The organism is Peribacillus sp. NPDC056705 (assembly GCF_043656335.1).
In genome coordinates this window covers 1-17,752 of the sequence record NZ_JBHTYI010000024.1, presented here as the reverse complement: position 1 = coordinate 17,752, position 17,752 = coordinate 1, and the positions used below count along the sequence as shown (strand labels likewise).

The window sequence follows — 17,752 nt, the reverse complement described above, 5'->3', positions numbered from 1 at the left end:
TTGATTTTGTGAGATTGGAATATACCGCATGTCTAATAAAATGAACCAATAGTTTGAATGGAGGAATAGATAAAAAGTGAGTACTGCACAAATAAATGAGAAAAAGGGTTCGTATGGCATTTTGGCCATACTGATGGTCGGTGCGTTCATATCGATACTGAATTCAACCCTTTTAAATATTGCACTGCCATCAATCCAAATAGACCTGGGAATCGAGACTTCCACAGTCCAATGGCTGACAACGGGCTATATGCTCGTGAACGGAATCATGATTCCGACAACTGCCTTCTTAATAAGAAAATATTCGGTGCGCAATCTGTTCCTGACAGCCATGCTCCTATTCTCAATCGGGACAATCGTGGCAGGTGTAGCGCATGTATTCCCGCTATTATTGAGCGCACGTATGGTTCAGGCTGCCGGTTCGGCAATCATGATGCCGTTATTGATGAACGTACTATTAACTTCTTTCCCTGTTGAAAAACGGGGCTCGGCAATGGGATTATTCGGTTTGGTCATGATGTTTGCCCCGGCAATCGGGCCGACGCTTTCAGGCTGGATCATCGAACATTATGATTGGAGAATGCTATTCCATTTCATTACTCCGCTAGCTTTATTAGTGCTTATTTTCGGCTTCTTTAAACTTAAAGACAAAAAGGAAAAAGTCGATATCTCAATTGATAAAATATCGGTCATCCTTTCAAGCTTAGGCTTCGGCGGTTTGCTTTACGGATTCAGTTCGGCAGGCAGCAAAGGCTGGGACAGCCCGTGGGTATACGGAACACTGGTAGTCGGTACCATCTCCCTGATCCTTTTCATAACACGCCAGCTTAAAATGGAAACACCAATGCTTGAGTTCAAGATCTTCAAGCACCCGATGTTCGCTTTATCCGCAACGATCTCAATCGTACTGAACATGGCGATGTTCTCGGGGATGATCTTAATTCCGATGTACACACAAACAGTACGTGGCATTTCACCATTCGATTCTGGATTACTGATGCTTCCAGGTGCGTTATTAATGGCCCTCATGTCACCGGTTACCGGTAAGCTTTTCGATAAATTCGGTGCCCGCATCCTTGCTTCAATCGGTTTGCTCATCACCGTGGTAACTACGTATTTGCTAAGTAAATTATCAATGGAAACTACGTATACAGAAATTGTAATCCTGTTTTCCGTTCGTTCCTTCGGGATGTCAATGTCCATGATGCCGATCATGACAAATGGTTTGAACTCGCTGCCAGCCCGCATGAACCCGCACGGTACAGCCATGAATAACACACTGAACCAAATTTCCGGTGCGGTCGGTACGGCATTGCTCGTTACGGTCATGTCTAACCGTGCAGCTTCTACTGCCGAAGATTTAATGACGAAAGCGATGAGCAAATTAACAAGCCAGCCCACCGCTGAGATGATGGGCCAAATGAAAGCCCAAATCGGGATGCAGGCAATGCTGGATGGAATTAACTTCTCCTTCTTTGTATCTACCTTCATTGCCGGTGTGGCGCTGATTCTGGCGTTATTCATTAAGCGCGCATGGCCGGCTGAAGAAAAACCAGCTGTGAAAAAAGATCAAACCGCTTAAAGGAAACAATAAAGCCCTATGCCGCCTTAATCGTTCAGGCAGCATGGGGCTTTTTCTTTTTGGCTCTTTTCGTAAAGATAGTTGTTTTTAAAAACTAAACGATTTAAGGTTGATTGTAGCGCAAGTGCGAGACTCCTGATGGAGCAGCGGGACAGGTGAGACCCCACAGGCGTTTACGCCGAGGAGGCTCACCGCCCGCCCCGCGGAAAGCGAGCATCTGGAGGGGAAAATCAACCACACCGCTTTACTTGGTAAATAGCAAAAAAGTATGCGGAAACAGCCTTCTTTAAGTTCAGCCGACTTAATCAGTATGTTTTACCCATGTGATTTTCACTTGTATATAAAATAAGCGCAGTGCCATTTGCACTGCGCTTATTTACATCAAGATGTCACTTCCTCTGAAGCTGCTTTTGCATGCTGGATATGACTGGCGATCCAGCCAATGATCGCTGCCGAAACGAGATAGGCAAGTAAGATCCAAATCTGCGTTTGCAAGTTTTCCCAGCCGCCTAATGAGATGACCTCTTGAAGTTCCTTTAATGAGTGGGCCATAGGTAAAAATTGACCGATTTTCGTCAATAATGACATGCCCAGTTCGCCTGGGAATGTTCCGCCGCAAGTCGCCAATTGGAACACGAGAAGGGTCACGGCTGCGAATTTGCCCACCACTCCGAATACGGTCACCAACATAAGAATGAATGTCATGAAGGTAAATGAAACGATGATGCTTGATAGAATGAATACAGGGACACTGGCCACGTGTAAATGGAATCCAAGAAGGACGACTGCATCCACTAGAAGTGCCTGTATCAAGCCAATTACATATACGAGCATTAATTTATTCGTGAAATGAACGGTTCCGGTAACCTTAAGATTCTGCCTGCGGCCAAGCGGCAAGATATTGGAAGCCATGATGCCGCCTACATAAAAGGCCAATGACAGAAAATAAGGAGCAATCCCGGTTCCGTAGTTAGGTACTTCAGATAAATTGGATTGGACCAATTGTACGGGCTCAGAGAACATCGAAGTTGTCGAATCGTCGTACTGAAGACTGGCCGTTTTATCGGCGGCTTCATTAAGCTTGGTGGATAATTTGCTTGAACCCGTTTCCAGTGAAGCCAGTCCGTCTTGAAGCTCCGTCGATCCACTGGCTAGCCGGCTGCTTCCGCCGGCTAGCGAATCGATTCCGGAATGTAAAGCGGAGAAACCATTTTTCCATTTAAATAATCCATTTGCCATTTCTTCAGAACCCTCGTTTAATTGCTCGGCACCCGAGGTAGCTTGTGCCATTTTATCACCAAAGGCATTCATCCCGGTTTGAACGGTTGCTTGTCCATCAGCCACTTTGGCAGCACCTTCGCCCAATTGCTTTTGATTGGCATGTAATGTGGCGGCTGTTTTGGATAAACCTTCCGATAGGGCAATGATTTGCTTGAAGTCTGGATCCTTTATTGCATCAGGATGACTTTTCATATAGGCATCCAATTGTTTTTCTAGAGTATTCGCTGTATCGGCAGCCTGTTCTTGCCCTTGCATCAATTTTGCATTTCCGGCTGACCAGTTCTCAACACCCTTACTTACTTCATTCATCCCATTTTCCAATGAGTCATGTGCATCAGATAGCTGCTTCATGCCAGAATGCAAGTTGTGGGAACCTGTTGTTAATCCTTTCGCACCATCCGTTAGGGCTTCTTGTCCATCCAAGAGCTTGTTGCTTCCTGTATGCAGCTTCTGAGCGCCATCATTCAAATCATGGATGCCATCATTCAATTTCTCACTGCCGCTTTTCGCATCGGCCGTTCCTTGATGAAGTGTTTCCGCTCCATCCCCGGCTTCCGCCAAGCCGTTAGAAACGTCCTGGAACTTCGAAAGGATGCCTTTAGAATAGACTTTCGTGATGCTTGCGTTGATTTTTGCCGTCATTTTTTCAACAGCAGTGGAGCTGATCTGTGAGGCAACGAAGTTCTTACCTGGATTGACAGTATACAAAAGTTTAGCCGTTTCCGGTTTTTTATCCATTAAAGTCGTGACATTTTGCGAAAAATCTTCCGGAATCGTGACTACCATATAATAGGTCCCTTCCTTAAGACCCGTATTTGCCTCCTTTGCCGTGACAAAGTGAAAATCCAATTCTTTCTGCTTTTTCAATTGTTCAACGAAATCCTCTCCAGCCTCGACTGGCTTATCGTCCATTTTTGAACCATTATCGAGATTGACCACTGCCACAGGGAGCTGATCCAACTTTCCATAAGGGTTCCAATATCCTGCCAAGAAGAAACCTGAGTAAATCAATGGAACGACCAAAAGGAAAATCAAGGCGATTCTCCCGTGTTTATGTTTCCACATTGCTTTTATATCTTGAAATACAAGTTGTAAACCTTTCATTATTTGAGCCTGCCCTTTCTAACTAAGAGATTATTTCATCATAATGGCTTTTTTAGATACTGTATAATACATAATTGATTATGTAATAATAGATTTAAATCTATGTGAAAAGAGTGGGAAAATGGAAATATTACAGCTCCAGTACTTTCAAACCGTAGCACGGCTGGAACATATGACGAAGGCTGCGGAACAACTTCAGATTGCTCAGCCATCCCTCAGTAAAACCATATCCCGGCTTGAAGAGGATTTGGGAGTCGCACTGTTCGATAGGGAACACCGGAAAATCAAGCTTAATGCAGCCGGACGAATTTTCTTGAACCGTGTTGAACGCGCTTTTGCGGAACTGAATGAAGGGAGGCGCGAAATAGTGGAATTAATTGATCAGGACCAAAAGAACATCACCTTGGCCGTTACCATTCCCAGGGTCCTGCCTGATTTATTGGGGACATTTTTATCTCAATACCCGGATGTCCGTTTTCAACAATTCCTAAAATCCATATCATCCATGAAGCAGCTTCTAATAGAAGGGGAAATTGATTATTGCATATCATCCGTTCCGATTGAAGGCCCAGACTTAAAGTGGGAACCGCTGATCACCGAAGAAATATACTTGATCGTGCCTCCCGATCACCGGCTGGCAGGCAGGGAAAGCATTACACTTCAAGAAGTGAAAGATGAACCATTCATCAGTATGAACACAGGCTTCGGGTTCCGCAGCCTCACCGACCAATTTTGCCTCGAAGCGGGATTCGCCCAGCACATCGCATTTGAAGGAGATGAACCTGCTGTCATCTCGGACCTTGTCAGGAAAGGGTTGGGAGTCGCCTTCGTATCCGAGCTGACATGGCTTCATCAAACCGGGTCATTATCCCATAAAATCCGGATAACCGAACCTGCTTGTCAAAGAACGATAGGGCTCGGCTGGTCAGAAAAACGCTACTTCACCCCAGTAGCCAAGCAATTTCGGTTATTTGTCATGGATTACTTCGCTGCTGCCAACTCCGCCAGACCAAAAGATCAATAAATGTGGGAAAGGTCGAAATAATCGGATGTAGGCCGGAATATAATGTAATTATCGTGAACATAGTATTTAGGGGTTTTCTTAAATAGATCGGGTTCAAAAAGACCAATGCCGATCCTAGGAGATGAATGGAGATGGAAATACGGGTTAATCAAATTGAATTGAATGGACACACGTTTCAATACCGGGAGAGCGGGGATGTTGCTGCACCGCCGCTTGTTGTTCTTCATGCGCTGGGTAAAAGTGCAGAGTCATGGGATCAAGTGGCTGCCGCATTAGGAGAAAATTTTCGTGTATTGGCTTTAGATCAACGGGGACACGGTGGGAGTGCGAGAACTAGTACATACACTTTCGAATTGATGTGCGATGATTTGCTTCATTTTGCGGATGCGCTGAATTTGGAGGGATTTTCGCTAATGGGGCATTCCATGGGAGGGACAGTTTCCTACCTTTTCTCGCAAACTTTTCCTTCGAGGATAGATAGGTTGATTGTCGAAGATACGCCTCCACCTTTCTTGGATGAACCAATAGAGATTCCTTCCCAACCTTCTGGCCCTCTGCCGTTTGATTGGCAGGTTGTGCCTTCGATTCTACAGCAGCTTAATGAACCCGAACCCGAATGGTGGGCACGCCTTACCGATATTATGATTCCGACGCTTGTTATAGGGGGAGGGTCGAGCCATATACCCCAAAATAAATTGCAGGAAGTTTCCGAGCTTATTCCGAATTGCGAATTGGTGACGATAGAGGATGCAGGACACTTTGTGCATGAAGATAATTTATCAGCTTTCTTGTCTGCCGTAACAAGGTTTCTTTCCAAAGGGCAGGCGTATTAATGAGATAGGGGGGTGCCGATGCAGCCCTCCTATTCCTGCTTAAATGTATGGTTTATTTTATAGACGGCATTTACCGATTTATTATTAATGATTTCCAGTAACTGTTCAGCCATATAGTCAGCGCTGTATTTAAAGCCGGTGTTGACCCATTCGATGATCATGCCTAATATCGCATATGCTTGGTAACTGGAGGCAAGTTCTGTATTGATCTTAGGATTCGGCCGGTAATCTTCCAGGTCTTCCAATGGAAGTTTCTTTAATTCATCACAAATCCTTTCCAGTAAAGTTGGCCATGCATTCGACTTTAGTATGAGGGTATAAATGTTTGCATAATTAGCTACATGTTCAAATATTTTGACCACTGAAGCCGTTAGTTCATTGATGGTGAAAGTTTCAACATTTTTATAAGGTTCCCGGTAAGATATGATCAAATCCGCAATTACATCCTCCATGACCTCTTCAAGCAGTTCCTCTTTATACTGATAGTGTTTGTAAAATGTACCTCGATTAAGGTCGGCGCGTTCTACAATGTCAGTAATCGATATTTCCCTGAAATCCTTGTGTTGCATTAATGATATGAGAGAATCTTTCAAAGCCAGTTTGGATTTCCTGATCCTTCTATCAATCCCAGTGTTATTATTGGACATTTTCTTCACCCTTTGTTGGTTATTGTGCTTTTAATGAACATAATCAATACTTTCTGTTCATTGTTCAACATCAAGGTCATCATTTGCTGATTGTATAAGCCTATTGAAACTAATTATACTATAAAGGAAGTAAGTTAATGAACATCTGTACGATAAGTATCACTTCACTAGAATGAATGGGGGAGTTCAAATGAAATTACAAGACAAAGTTGCAGTAGTGACAGGCGCAGCATCTGGCATGGGGAAACAGATCGCTATAGATTATGCCAGAGAAGGGGCTAAAGTCGTCGTATCGGATTTAAATCTTGATGGCGCGAACGAGACGGTAGAAGAAATAAAAGCGAATGGCGGTATGGCCTTTGCCATTAAAACGAACGTAGCGGTGGAGGAAGATATTCAACATTTGATCGATACCACGGTAAGTACGTATGGTACGGTGGATATTTTGGTGAATAACGCGGGTATCATGGATGGCATGGAACCTGCTGGAGACATTGAAGATTCTAGGTGGGATCGGATTTTTGCCATTAACACGACAAGCGTCATGCGTTCGACCAGAAAAGTATTGCCGATCTTTTTGGAAAAACAAAAAGGGGTCATCATCAACATTGCTTCTGCTGGCGGTTTGTACGGTGCTCGAGCAGGCGCAGCATACACTGCCTCTAAGCACGCAGTGGTTGGTTTCACAAAAAACACGGGTTTCATGTATGCCAATAAAGGGATTCGCTGCAATGCAATAGCACCAGGCGGAGTTGAAACCAATATCGGTTCCAGCATGACGAGCATCAATGAGTTCGGCATCTCTCGCCAACAATTGGGGATGGCCATCAATCCACGCAATGGCAAACCTGAGGAAATCGCTAAAGTGGCTTTGTTCCTTGCTTCAGACGATTCCAGTTTTGTTAATGGCACGGTCATCACGGCAGATGCTGGTTGGAGTGCATATTAAGCCGTAAATGAACAAGATGATGGTCAAGAACTTAGGACTGATTCATGCATTCCTGCTAGTAAGCAGGAATGCATTTTTTTGAGTGGAGACCTGGATTGGGAGCGGGAGGTTTCGAATTCAACGGGGAACACTTTCACAATCAAAAGTGGATAAGTGGGGGCTGGATAGTTCAACTACTATCCATTTTTTTCTCAATAAGAATGATGCTATCAATTGGATTTAAAAGATAAGTTGAACTCTGAAATCTTGGAAGCGAAATAGGTTCCCTGAATAAATCCACTTTCCCTATGAAATTGGATCATTTGAGTGATCCATTGGTTTGCTGCGATTACTTCATCTTCCACACAAACGATCCATTAATTTGCGTGAGAATGTTGAAGGACTTTCTGACGGACGTAGTCAAGGTGCTTGTACATCTGACTGAATGCTTCATGTGGATCATGTGCTGCAAGTGCCGCATAGATGGCTTTATGATACTTTACAGTCAGTTCCCGTTCCCTGAATTGTATCAGGCTATTTATTTTATTATGGGTAATCAATAAGGAATCGATCATGCCTTCAATAATGGGATTGTTCGCACTTAAAGCAATGAGCTTGTGGAATTCTTTATCGGCCTCTCCATAATCGTTGTCTTCACTATTGGCAATCGTGTCAATCGTAATTTGCAGTTTCTCCAGTTGTTCGTCTGTGATCTTCTCGGCAGCCATTGTTACCAGTCCCAACTCCAATGCCATTCGCGCTTCGATGATCGCTGGTAAATTATCCGTAGCCAGCGCCAGCATGACAGAGAATGGATGTGTACCGATTTTATCGTTAAAAAAGGTGCCTTCACGCGTTTTCCGTGTAATGACTCCTAGTGTATCAAGTGCACTGAGTGCCTCCCGTAAAACAGGCCGGCTTACTTCAAGTTCTTTCATAAGTTCCATTTCAGGAGGCAGTTTGTCGCCCGCTTTCATTTGTCCGCTGACGAGCAGATGCACGATTTGATCCACGACTTGTTGTGAAAGAGTGTTGCGATGTACCGATTGTACGCCTAATTTCTTTGACGATTCTACCATTGTGTAACCCCTTTTCTGTTAAATCCTATATGTATTCATACTGTAAGACTAATTATATAATATAATACGCTTATTTGCATGTGAGGAAGAGAAGATCTATACCCAAAAAAAGTAAAATGCGCCGCTCTAAAGAGAGAGACGCACGCATTGTTGGAAAAAATCATCTGACAAGGCAAGGTGATTTTGGATTGAACTCCCATCCGGAAATCAGGTATTGCATCGCCATTGAATCATCACGGGCACCAAGTCCTTTTTGTTTATAAAGCTGATGTGCCTTCTCGATTTGTTCCATATCCACTTCAATTCCAAGTCCGGGCTTGGAAGGGACATCGACCATACGGCCGACTATTTTAAAAGGTTCTTTCGTCAAACGCTGCCCATCCTGCCAAATCCAGTGGGTATCGATCGCAGTGATATTTCCTGGTGCGGCTGCAGCAACGTGTGTAAACATGGCAAGCGAAATGTCAAAGTGATTATTCGAGTGTGATCCCCATGTCAATCCCCAGTCGTTGCACATTTGAGCGACGCGGACGGAGCCTTGCATCGTCCAAAAATGCGGATCGGCAAGAGGGATGTCCACGGATTGAAGTTGAATGGAGTGCCCCATTTGCCTCCAGTCCGTTGCAATCATATTAGTAGCGGTCGGAAGGCCCGTTGCGCGCCTGAATTCCGTCATGATTTCCCGGGCGGAAAAACCATTTTCCGCTCCGCATGGATCCTCCGCATAGGCTAAAACATGATGTTGATCCCGGCAAAGTTCAATCGCATCCTTAAGCAGCCAGCCGCCATTTGGGTCAAGGGTGATCCTGGCTTCAGGGAAGCGTTCCGCAAGAGCCGTCACTGCTTCGATTTCTTCTTCCCCGCGCAAAACTCCGCCTTTCAGTTTAAAATCATTGAATCCATATCTGGTGTGACAGCTAACCCTGCAGTAGGATATGCTACAGATCTGTTAGTTAGGGCAGGGGCAACCGTTCTATTTTCTGAAGTCACAGAAGTACGGGATGCGATTCATCTATTGACGCCCCGTGCAGTGAATGAAGAAGTGGGGAGAGCGTTAATAAAGGAAATGGATTGGTATGATAACTACCTGGCTTTAGGTGATGCCGATCGAAGTGCCAATCCGTCTCCAGGAAACAAAAAAGGCGGATTGGCCAATGTAGTGGAAAAATCATTAGGCTCCATTGCCAAATCCGGAGGCAGCCCAATTTCAGGCGTACTGGCCCCAGGTGAAAAAGCAACGGAAAAAGGGCTGATTTTTGCAGCTACACCAGCTAGTGACTTCGTTTGCGGAACGCTGCAGCTCGCCTCCGGCATGCACCTTCAAGTTTTTACAACCGGAAGAGGCACACCTTATAGCCTGGCAATGGCTTCCGTCATCAAAGTATCTACACGAAATACTTTGACCGAGCAATGGAAAGATCTCATTGATATAAATGCAGGAACTATCGCTACAGGTGAAGCAACCATAGAGGATGTCGGGTGGGAAATGTTTCACCTCATATTGGAAGTGGCCAGCGGTAAAAAGAAAACCTGGGCAGAGCATTGGGGCCTGCATAATGATTTGGCCCTGTTCAATCCTGCGCCAATTACCTAATAATGATGTTACTTAAGAAGGACTTGCTTTTAAAAGGGGTCCTTTTTTGTTGGTCCGATTTTTAAAGCTGTCATAATTTTTCCTCCAGAAAAGAGGACCGCCTAACTTTTAGTTGAAGTTATTAATGAACGATCGGTTTTCCGGCATGACGAAAAAAGGGCAATACAGTACAGGAGGGATATCATGGTAACATTCAGGAATGCGACAGTAAAAGACTTAAGTGAAATAGTACGGATGCTAGCGGATGATGTGTTGGGGAGGGAAAGGGAACGCTATGAAAATCCCCTTCCTGAAAGCTATCTAAAAGCATTTGCATCCATTGATGCAGATGAGAATAATGAATTGATCGTAGCATGTCTTGGTAAGGAAATCGTTGGGGTGCAGCAAATCACGTTCACTCCATATATTACCCATCAAGGCGGTTGGAGAGCAACGATCGAAGGGGTTCGGACGGCATCTTCAGAACGAGGGAAAGGCATCGGAAGCAAGTTGATTCAATATGCGATTGACCGTGCCAGGAAGCGGGGCTGCCATATCATTCAGCTGACGACCGATAAAAAGCGGGAAGAAACGCTGCGATTTTATGAACGTTTAGGATTCAAAGCCACTCATGAAGGCATGAAAATGAAGCTTTAATTCACCGTCTTTTGACCCCTTTTTCTGTGCATAACAAATTGTCTGGCATTATATGTTAAAATTATTTATGAGATATTAATAGATGCGCAGGATCTGATGAAAGGGTGTGCTCGATGGAAAACGAAGCATGTATTCAGAAGAGGTACGGTGTAATCAGTTTTACTTCATTCATCATTGGAATCATTTGTTTTTTTACTGTTTTTATTACACCTATTAGAATGGCAAATATCGGGAGCAGGACGGGTGATTATATAACTTTTTTCCTTACTATTGCCGGCATCGTCCTCTCTGTCATAGGAATTTTGAAGAAAACCGAGAAAAAAGTGATCCCGATCATTTCTTTGGTTTTTTCCTCATCCTTCTTTATATTTTGGGTGATCATCATCACCTTGTTGATAACTGGGGAAATAGAATTGCCTCGTAGGACAATAGGATAAAGGGATTGAACCAGGAAGCTTCTTGTGAGATAGAACTGACAAAAGGTGGTTTTTCAATGATAAGAGGTTTATATGAATCACATTTACCGGTTCGTGATTTGAAACGTTCCATCGAATTCTATGAGGGGCTTGGTTTACAGTTAGATCATAAGGTTGAAGACAACCTGGCTTTTCTATGGATTGAAAAGGACAAAAGTTGGTTGGGGCTTTGGGAAACGGAAAAAGTGGAGGTTGAGTATCATCCCTCCCTGCGGCATATCGCTTTTCAAGTATCATTGGAAGATCTAAAGAGCTCAGTCGCATGGCTTGAAGATAGGGGCTATGCGCCAAGAGAGGCCTTTGGATTTAAACCAATTGAACCTTTCGTGATGCCTCACGGGGAATATGCCCACGCTAAAATTCACTTTAATGATCCAGACGGAAACAGTTTGGAGTTTATTAGTAAAATGGAGAATCCCCAAAAAATCAAGAATCGTATGTATTTAAGTGAATGGGAACAGATATAAATGAAAAACAGAAGTAAAAAAAAGCGAATGACAGTTGGGCGAAAACTTCAAGAATAATAATCATTTATATCCTTTTTATGTTAAAACAGAATGGAGAATCATAGAATGAATGTCAAAGCGGAATTATATTGGAATGAATTTTGGCAGGGGAAAGATGAAGAAAAACCCCAGGCAGTCAGTGCATGGCAATTCGGGGCTGATCCCGATCAGTTGGCTCAATTAGTGATGGATGGGATGAAAACGGCTACGTGCTCTGGGTATGTTTTTTATGAAGAGGAAAATGAACCATTACCATCAGTAGGTGATTACAGCATTATTTTAAGTAGTGAGGATGAGCCCTTAGCCATCATCCAAACAGTGAAAGTCGAAGTATTGCCCATGAATGAAGTGAGTGAAGAGTTTGCGATTGCAGAAGGGGAAGGAGATCGAACCTATACATACTGGTGGGAGGCCCATGAAAAATGGCTGAAAGAACAATTGGACAAGATCGGGCACACCTTTAAAGAAGATATGCTGCTTGTGTGTGAGCGCTTTGAATTGATACATGTAAAGTTACGGAAGTGAACAATAAGTGTTTTCGTTCAGTGATTTGCTATAATAGGTCATTGGATTAAAAGACTTATAGAAAGATAGGTATTTGCATGAAAAAGAAATTGACATTCATTGGTTTGGGAATCGTGGTTGTTTTCCTGCTATTGCTTGGAACGTATAAATTAATGAATTCGAGAACATATCAGGTATTCGGAGGATTGACGGATAATGTCGAGACGAATGAAAAAGTGGTCGCTTTGACATTTGATGATGGCCCATCGAAGAATGTGAATCAGATCCTTCCGTTATTGGCTAAATACGATGTAAAAGCTACTTTCTTCCTGATTGGTAACGAAATCGAAAAATACCCAGAGGAAGCTGGAAAAATAGCGGAAGCAGGACATCAGATTGGGAATCACACGTATTCCCACAAGCGAATGGTTTTTAAATCGCCTTCTTTTATCAAGGCGGAAATCGAGAAAACGGATAAATTAATTCTGGACTCCGGATATAAGGGTGAAATTGACGTCCGGCCACCACGGGAAAAAAATCATAGGTCTGCCTTATTATTTAAATGAAAATGATAGAGAGACCATTACCTGGAATCTGGAACCAGATAGCTATTACACTACCGCTTCTGACAAAGTGAAGTATGTGAAGGAAAATATAAAGCCAGGTTCGATCATCCTGATGCATCCGATGTATGATGATACGGGTAAAGAACTTCAAGCGATTGAAGGGATCTTGCAGGAGTTAACGAACGAAGGGTATACGTTTGTAACGGTCAATGAACTTCAGGAAATGTAGTCTCATTTATACCGAATGTACGATTTTCGAAGAAAAGGGCTGCTGCGGCAGCCCTTTTTTATTTGATATAGTACAGAATAGTACAAAACGTGGTCTGCATATTGTTTCTTAACGGAATTCGTTGTATGGCATGCAATTGCATGAAAAAGCTATTTTAAAATGGGGCTGGTTACTTGTATCGGAATAAAAATACCGCTCTGATCATCATTTTGTGTTTCCTGTTATTCCTATTTCTTGTCATGCTCCTTTTTCGCCACATCAAAGTATACTTCGTGTATAGCTCGGGCATCGGCCCGTTATTGTTTATCGGGGTAATGGTTTTGGCTATCGTTATGCTTTTTTTCAAAGGATATAAATAATCGAGTTTGTTTACATTTTTTTAGGTTGTGCTATTTGAACGTTGATTGGAACGAAGGGCACTCGCTTTCCGCGGGCGGTCCGGGAGCCTCCTCGACGCTTCGCGCCAGCGGGGTCTCCCCTGGCCACGCTTTTCCCGCAGGAGTCTCGTACCTTACGTTCCAATCAACTTTGTTTTAATATTTAGATTGAACTCCTTTTGTCTAAAAACTGGAGGCTGCTGCGGCAGCCTTTTTTATGTGGAAAAAAGCTCTTCACACAGAGAGGCATAAAAAAAAATAAAAATCAATAAAAAATTAACGTTCAAACACTAGTAATATATGGTAAGATTTTAAATGGAATTATTTTCTTTTAAATTTTATTCAGGGGTGATTAGTACGTGGAGTTTTTTACAAAGTGGTCGTTTAAGAACAAGGCTGCCGTTTCATTGGTAACCATATTTATTTTGTTGATAGGAGTTGTCAGTTATTTTAAACTGCCGATGGAATTTTTACCATCTGCTGATAATCCACAAGTTACGATTATCACAATGGGGCAGGGCACCGATTCGAAAACGATGGAAGCACAAGTTACAGATCCGATTGAAAGAGCGGTCACTGGAGTTAAGGGAAAGAGTTCAATATACTCCACAACGGGAGACGGGTTTTCAAAAGTAGATCTATTCTTTGAAGCCGGATCGGATATGAAACAAGCAAAACTTGATGTTCAAGAGGCTTTAGGCAGTGTAGCTTTGCCACAAAGCATGGCAAAGCCTACTGTTACACAGTTAAATACATCTATGATTCCCATTTCATTTGTTTCCGTTACTTTTAAGGATGGATTAACAGCTGAAAATATTGACTTTACCAAGAAGGAATTAGAGCCTCTGTATAAAGATATTAAAGGGGTTTCCGATGTACAGACATTTGGAGTTTCCCAATCCGTTCTTTCAGTCAAGGTGGATAATGAAGAATTGGCTAAAAAGAAAGTCTCCATTCAAGATGTCATGAACGTCCTTAACGGTCAGAATGCAGCTTTGGCCGTAGGCGAAAAAGTGATTGATGGGAAGGCAAGTAACATCAAGGTTATCGGGGATTTAACAAGTATTGGGAAATTAAAAGCGTTAAAGGTCACCCCGAATGTCACACTTGGAGAGATAGCAAAAGTTGAAGAAGCGAAGGATGGCAACCTCATCAGTCGTTTTAATGGAAAGGAAAGCATTGATTTAAGCATTATCAAGGACAGTCAATCAAATGCTGTCACAATCAGTAAAGAGGTTGAAAAAGTAGCGAAAGAAATTAATGAAAAGTATAGCGACCAGAAATCGATCATTTATTTATCTACAGCTGATATGGTGGAGACTTCCGTTCAGACGATGGTAAAAGAAGTCCTGCTGGGAGCGCTATTCGCCACGATAGTGATCATGGTCTTTTTACGGAATGTACGATCTACATTCATTACAATCGTATCCATACCGCTATCTCTTGGCTTTACGTTATTTTTGCTGTCATTGTCGGGAGTGACGCTGAACATTTTGACGCTGGGCGGTGTCGCTGTAGCGATCGGGCGCTTGGTGGACGATAGTATTGTTGTTATTGAAAATATTTTCCGGAAAATGCAGCAGGAGAAGATTTCAATTGAATTGGTGATGGATGCAACTAAAGAAGTGGGAGTGGCGATAACAGCTTCAACCCTTACGACTGTAGCCGTTTTCCTTCCGGTTGCCTTATTGAATGGAGGGCTTCAAGAGTTTCTTCTGCCTTTCGCTTTGACTGTCACTTATTCTTTACTGGCTTCTTTAATCGTGGCATTAACGGTTGTTCCGTTAATGAGTGCAGGATTGCTGAAAAGGACGAAGCTGCCCAAACATAGCCCGGCCAAGCGTTTTACCAAGCTCGTTACTTGGTCACTAAACCATAAATGGGTTGTCTTGATTATTGCTATGCTGTTGTTTGTCGGTTCCATTGGTACATATTTTGCCATGCCAAAAGGGGCGATTGATAATTCTTCAGCAGACTATGTCTCCGTGACATTAACTTATCCAAATGATCAGCCCTATGAAAAAGTGAAGGAAAAAGCGATTGAACTCGAAGAAACGATGCAGGATATGAGTGAAGTGGATAATATTTTCATGCAATTAGGAAACTCTGCCGAATCAGCACAATATGGGGAAGTCACATCACCGACGGAAGCGACTTTCGGCATCCTGGTAAAGGATAAAGCAAATGTAGATGCGATTCTGAAAAAAATGGAAAAGGAACAGGAAAACTATCCTGATGCAAAACTTACGGCCCAAGCCTCTTCCTTTATGATGGGGGCATCGAAGACGAACATTACGATAGATGTGGTCGGCAGTAATGTTGAAGATTTGGAACTGACGGCCAATAAGGTCAAAGAAAGTATACAGGATATTAAAGGAATTGAAGAAGTAACAACGAACCAAGACGAAAAGAAAACCATTTATTCATTCAAGGTAGATCCGGCTAAAGGCAATACAGAACAAATCGGTCAACAATTAGGTATCATGCTTAATAAAACGCCTATTGGAAATATAACTTTACAGGATAAGCAGACACCTGTCGTCCTTGAACCGATCTTAGATCCTAAAAAACCAGAGGATTTAAAAAGCATTCCGATCATGACAGATGGCGGTCTGGCCCCAGTGTCAAAGGTCGCTTCTTTAAAGAGCGAGGAGAGTGCAACAACGCAGTTCCATAAAGATGGGGAAACGTATCTTCAATTGAAGGCAACGGTAGATCCGACTAAGCTTTCCGATATTGCAAGCAAAATAAATCTTGAGATATTTGGAGATAAAGAGAAGAACAAAGGACTTGATATTCCGAATGATGTAGATATTCTAGTCGGGGGAGCCAGTGCTCAGCAAACAGATGATTTTTCCGATTTGTTCCTTACGATGTTAATATCGATCGGCATTGTCTTTTTAATCATGGTTATAACATTTAAATCGATCAAAGCACCGATCGCCATTCTATTTTCCTTGCCATTCGCTGCCATTGGAGCGGTATTAGGATTGGTTATCAGCCGAATTCCAGTCGATATTACAGCACTGCTGGGTGCTCTCATGTTAATTGGAGTTGTTGTGACAAACGCGATTGTGCTTCTGGATCGAGTCAAACAAAACGAAGAAAAAATGATTATCCGTGATGCGATCGTCGAAGCGACAGCTACAAGATTCCGTCCGATCATAATGACGGCTGTAGCAACGATTTGTGCCATGCTGCCCCTATTGTATAAAAAAGCTGAAACAGGAAGCTTGGTTTCACAAAGTTTAGCGATCGTTGTCATTGGCGGGCTAGCTGTGTCTACACTGCTCACACTTATCGTCATTCCATGTATATACGAATTGCTGCACTATAAAAAATCGAAAAAACAGAGAAAGAAAAAGAGAGAACCCGTTAACGAACAAATCGAAATGTAATAATAAAAAGTTTGTAGAGAAGCAAAGCTTTCTTTACAAACTTTTTTTTCTGTAAAATAGTGCATGTTCTTTAGTTTTTTAAAAATAATGGTTGACTTTCTTTCAACCTGTAACTAAAATTATTACAGCTAGTGGAAATGTTATATTTTTTTTGGTTTGTGTTGTAACTGGTTTGATTACAAGTTTAGCCGATGATGAAAAGTGAGGGAATATATAATGACAGTGAAAATTAAAGCGTATTCTGATTTTATATGTCCATTTTGTTTTTTAGGTAAAGGTCCTTTGGACGAAATCATGGAGGAAAAGGATGTAGAAGTGGAATGGATGCCATTTGAATTGCGACCGAGTCCACATTCCAAAATAGATCCATGGAAGGAACCCGATAAGTTGAATTCATGGGATTCTTACATTCTCCCTGTTGCGAAAAAACTTGGAGTGGATATGCGTTTACCCCGTGTCTCCCCGCATCCATATACACATTTGGCGTTCGAAGGGTGCCATTTTGCAAAGGAGCACGGAAAAGGGAACGAGTTCCACGACAGAGTATTTACAGCGTTTTTTCAAGAGGAACAAAATATTGAAGATATTGAAGTATTGACAAAATTAGCGGATGAAGTTGAACTTCCTGTAGATGCTTTTAGAGAAGCATTAGTGTCACGAAAGTATCGGGAAGTGCACCAAGAAGCACTGAAACATGCTTATGAAGAAGCAGATATCAGGGCTGTCCCAACGTTTATTATTGGTGATGAAGTTATTCAAGGACTAGCCAGTAAAGAAAGGTTAGCGCAAGTCATTGAGAAGGAAGAAGCAAAAAATGAACGGAATGAACTTGAGGGCTTGCAATGTGATGGTAAGGGGAATTGCTAAAAACCTTCTGAGGATTAAAAAAATTAGGCTCTTTTCGTAAAGATTGTTGTTTTTAAAACGAAACGATTTAAGGTTGATTGGAGCGCAAGTGCGAGACTCCTGCGGGAGCAGCGGGACAGGT

The 17,752-nt window shown here is 42.6% G+C and carries 13 protein-coding genes and 3 pseudogenes; 12 read left to right on the top strand and 4 right to left on the bottom strand.

Annotation, left to right across the window (positions count from 1 at the left end; translation table 11 throughout):
- Window positions 1-133: 133 nt before the first annotated feature.
- A complete protein-coding gene (locus ACFRAK_RS21030; RefSeq protein WP_387601020.1) occupies window positions 134-1,582 on the top strand; it encodes a DHA2 family efflux MFS transporter permease subunit in 1,449 nt (482 codons plus the stop codon).
- A 381-nt stretch (window positions 1,583-1,963) separates the two neighbouring features.
- Here ACFRAK_RS21030 and ACFRAK_RS21025 read toward each other — a convergent pair whose 3' ends face one another.
- Window positions 1,964-3,967, bottom strand: coding sequence for a YhgE/Pip family protein (locus ACFRAK_RS21025; protein ID WP_394572420.1), 2,004 nt, complete (start codon window positions 3,965-3,967; stop codon window positions 1,964-1,966).
- A gap of 121 nt (window positions 3,968-4,088) precedes the next feature.
- Here ACFRAK_RS21025 and ACFRAK_RS21020 point away from each other — a divergent pair, with 121 nt between their 5' ends.
- Window positions 4,089-4,991 carry a LysR family transcriptional regulator gene (locus ACFRAK_RS21020; RefSeq protein ID WP_387600573.1) on the top strand — a complete coding sequence of 301 codons (903 nt, stop codon included), beginning with the start codon at window positions 4,089-4,091 and terminating at the stop codon, window positions 4,989-4,991.
- A 131-nt stretch (window positions 4,992-5,122) separates the two neighbouring features.
- Window positions 5,123-5,824 (top strand): alpha/beta fold hydrolase, encoded by a 702-nt coding sequence (locus ACFRAK_RS21015; RefSeq protein ID WP_387600575.1) that lies wholly within the window; start codon window positions 5,123-5,125, stop codon window positions 5,822-5,824.
- A gap of 29 nt (window positions 5,825-5,853) precedes the next feature.
- Here ACFRAK_RS21015 and ACFRAK_RS21010 read toward each other — a convergent pair whose 3' ends face one another.
- A complete protein-coding gene (locus ACFRAK_RS21010; protein ID WP_387600577.1) occupies window positions 5,854-6,471 on the bottom strand; it encodes a TetR/AcrR family transcriptional regulator in 618 nt (205 codons plus the stop codon).
- A 190-nt stretch (window positions 6,472-6,661) separates the two neighbouring features.
- Between ACFRAK_RS21010 and ACFRAK_RS21005 the strand changes: the two genes are divergently transcribed.
- Window positions 6,662-7,420: an SDR family oxidoreductase gene (locus tag ACFRAK_RS21005; protein ID WP_387600579.1), complete on the top strand. Its 759-nt coding sequence runs from the start codon at window positions 6,662-6,664 to the stop codon at window positions 7,418-7,420.
- A 356-nt stretch (window positions 7,421-7,776) separates the two neighbouring features.
- Here the strand turns inward: ACFRAK_RS21005 and ACFRAK_RS21000 are convergent, their stop codons facing one another.
- The gene (locus ACFRAK_RS21000) at window positions 7,777-8,478 is read right to left on the bottom strand and encodes a FadR/GntR family transcriptional regulator (RefSeq protein WP_387706792.1); all 702 of its coding nucleotides are present in this window, start codon (window positions 8,476-8,478) and stop codon (window positions 7,777-7,779) included.
- A gap of 160 nt (window positions 8,479-8,638) precedes the next feature.
- Window positions 8,639-9,397, bottom strand: a pseudogene (locus ACFRAK_RS20995) (enolase C-terminal domain-like protein); the annotation flags it as partial.
- On the opposite strand from ACFRAK_RS20995, the pseudogene garD reads away from it, so the two are divergent.
- The 8 genes and pseudogenes from garD to ACFRAK_RS20955 form a co-directional block, all read left to right on the top strand.
- Window positions 9,374-10,072 (top strand): annotated as a pseudogene (gene garD, locus ACFRAK_RS20990) (galactarate dehydratase); the annotation flags it as partial. The pseudogenes ACFRAK_RS20995 and garD overlap by 24 nt on opposite strands.
- A 183-nt stretch (window positions 10,073-10,255) precedes the next feature.
- Window positions 10,256-10,708 (top strand): GNAT family N-acetyltransferase, encoded by a 453-nt coding sequence (locus ACFRAK_RS20985; RefSeq protein WP_260286656.1) that lies wholly within the window; start codon window positions 10,256-10,258, stop codon window positions 10,706-10,708.
- Between the two features lie 113 nt (window positions 10,709-10,821).
- The gene (locus ACFRAK_RS20980) at window positions 10,822-11,145 is read left to right on the top strand and encodes a hypothetical protein (RefSeq protein WP_387706794.1); all 324 of its coding nucleotides are present in this window, start codon (window positions 10,822-10,824) and stop codon (window positions 11,143-11,145) included.
- A 56-nt stretch (window positions 11,146-11,201) separates the two neighbouring features.
- Window positions 11,202-11,651: a VOC family protein gene (locus ACFRAK_RS20975; protein WP_394572416.1), complete on the top strand. Its 450-nt coding sequence runs from the start codon at window positions 11,202-11,204 to the stop codon at window positions 11,649-11,651.
- Window positions 11,652-11,756: 105 nt separating this feature from the next.
- Window positions 11,757-12,215, top strand: coding sequence for an ASCH domain-containing protein (locus tag ACFRAK_RS20970; protein ID WP_387600602.1), 459 nt, complete (start codon window positions 11,757-11,759; stop codon window positions 12,213-12,215).
- A 77-nt stretch (window positions 12,216-12,292) separates the two neighbouring features.
- A pseudogene (locus tag ACFRAK_RS20965) lies at window positions 12,293-12,989 on the top strand (polysaccharide deacetylase family protein).
- A 736-nt stretch (window positions 12,990-13,725) separates the two neighbouring features.
- A complete protein-coding gene (locus tag ACFRAK_RS20960; RefSeq protein ID WP_394572414.1) occupies window positions 13,726-16,764 on the top strand; it encodes an efflux RND transporter permease subunit in 3,039 nt (1,012 codons plus the stop codon).
- A gap of 216 nt (window positions 16,765-16,980) precedes the next feature.
- Entirely contained in the window at window positions 16,981-17,631 is a 651-nt protein-coding gene (locus tag ACFRAK_RS20955; protein ID WP_387600610.1) for a DsbA family oxidoreductase, read from the top strand.
- The last annotated feature ends 121 nt before the right edge of the window (window positions 17,632-17,752 follow it).

Excerpts from the sequence above, each read along its gene's own strand:
- ACFRAK_RS21030 (WP_387601020.1), top strand. The coding sequence starts at position 134 with ATGGTCGGTGCGTTCATATCGATACTGAATTCAACCCTTTTAAATATT.
- ACFRAK_RS20955 (WP_387600610.1), top strand. The coding sequence starts at position 16,981 with ATGACAGTGAAAATTAAAGCGTATTCTGATTTTATATGTCCATTTTGT.
- ACFRAK_RS20975 (WP_394572416.1), top strand. The coding sequence starts at position 11,202 with ATGATAAGAGGTTTATATGAATCACATTTACCGGTTCGTGATTTGAAA.
- ACFRAK_RS20985 (WP_260286656.1), top strand. The coding sequence starts at position 10,256 with ATGGTAACATTCAGGAATGCGACAGTAAAAGACTTAAGTGAAATAGTA.
- ACFRAK_RS20970 (WP_387600602.1), top strand. The coding sequence starts at position 11,757 with ATGAATGTCAAAGCGGAATTATATTGGAATGAATTTTGGCAGGGGAAA.
- ACFRAK_RS21020 (WP_387600573.1), top strand. The coding sequence starts at position 4,089 with ATGGAAATATTACAGCTCCAGTACTTTCAAACCGTAGCACGGCTGGAA.
- ACFRAK_RS20980 (WP_387706794.1), top strand. The coding sequence starts at position 10,822 with ATGGAAAACGAAGCATGTATTCAGAAGAGGTACGGTGTAATCAGTTTT.
- ACFRAK_RS21025 (WP_394572420.1), bottom strand. The coding sequence starts at position 3,967 with ATGAAAGGTTTACAACTTGTATTTCAAGATATAAAAGCAATGTGGAAA.
- ACFRAK_RS21010 (WP_387600577.1), bottom strand. The coding sequence starts at position 6,471 with ATGTCCAATAATAACACTGGGATTGATAGAAGGATCAGGAAATCCAAA.
- ACFRAK_RS21015 (WP_387600575.1), top strand. The coding sequence starts at position 5,123 with ATGGAAATACGGGTTAATCAAATTGAATTGAATGGACACACGTTTCAA.
- ACFRAK_RS21005 (WP_387600579.1), top strand. The coding sequence starts at position 6,662 with ATGAAATTACAAGACAAAGTTGCAGTAGTGACAGGCGCAGCATCTGGC.
- ACFRAK_RS21000 (WP_387706792.1), bottom strand. The coding sequence starts at position 8,478 with ATGGTAGAATCGTCAAAGAAATTAGGCGTACAATCGGTACATCGCAAC.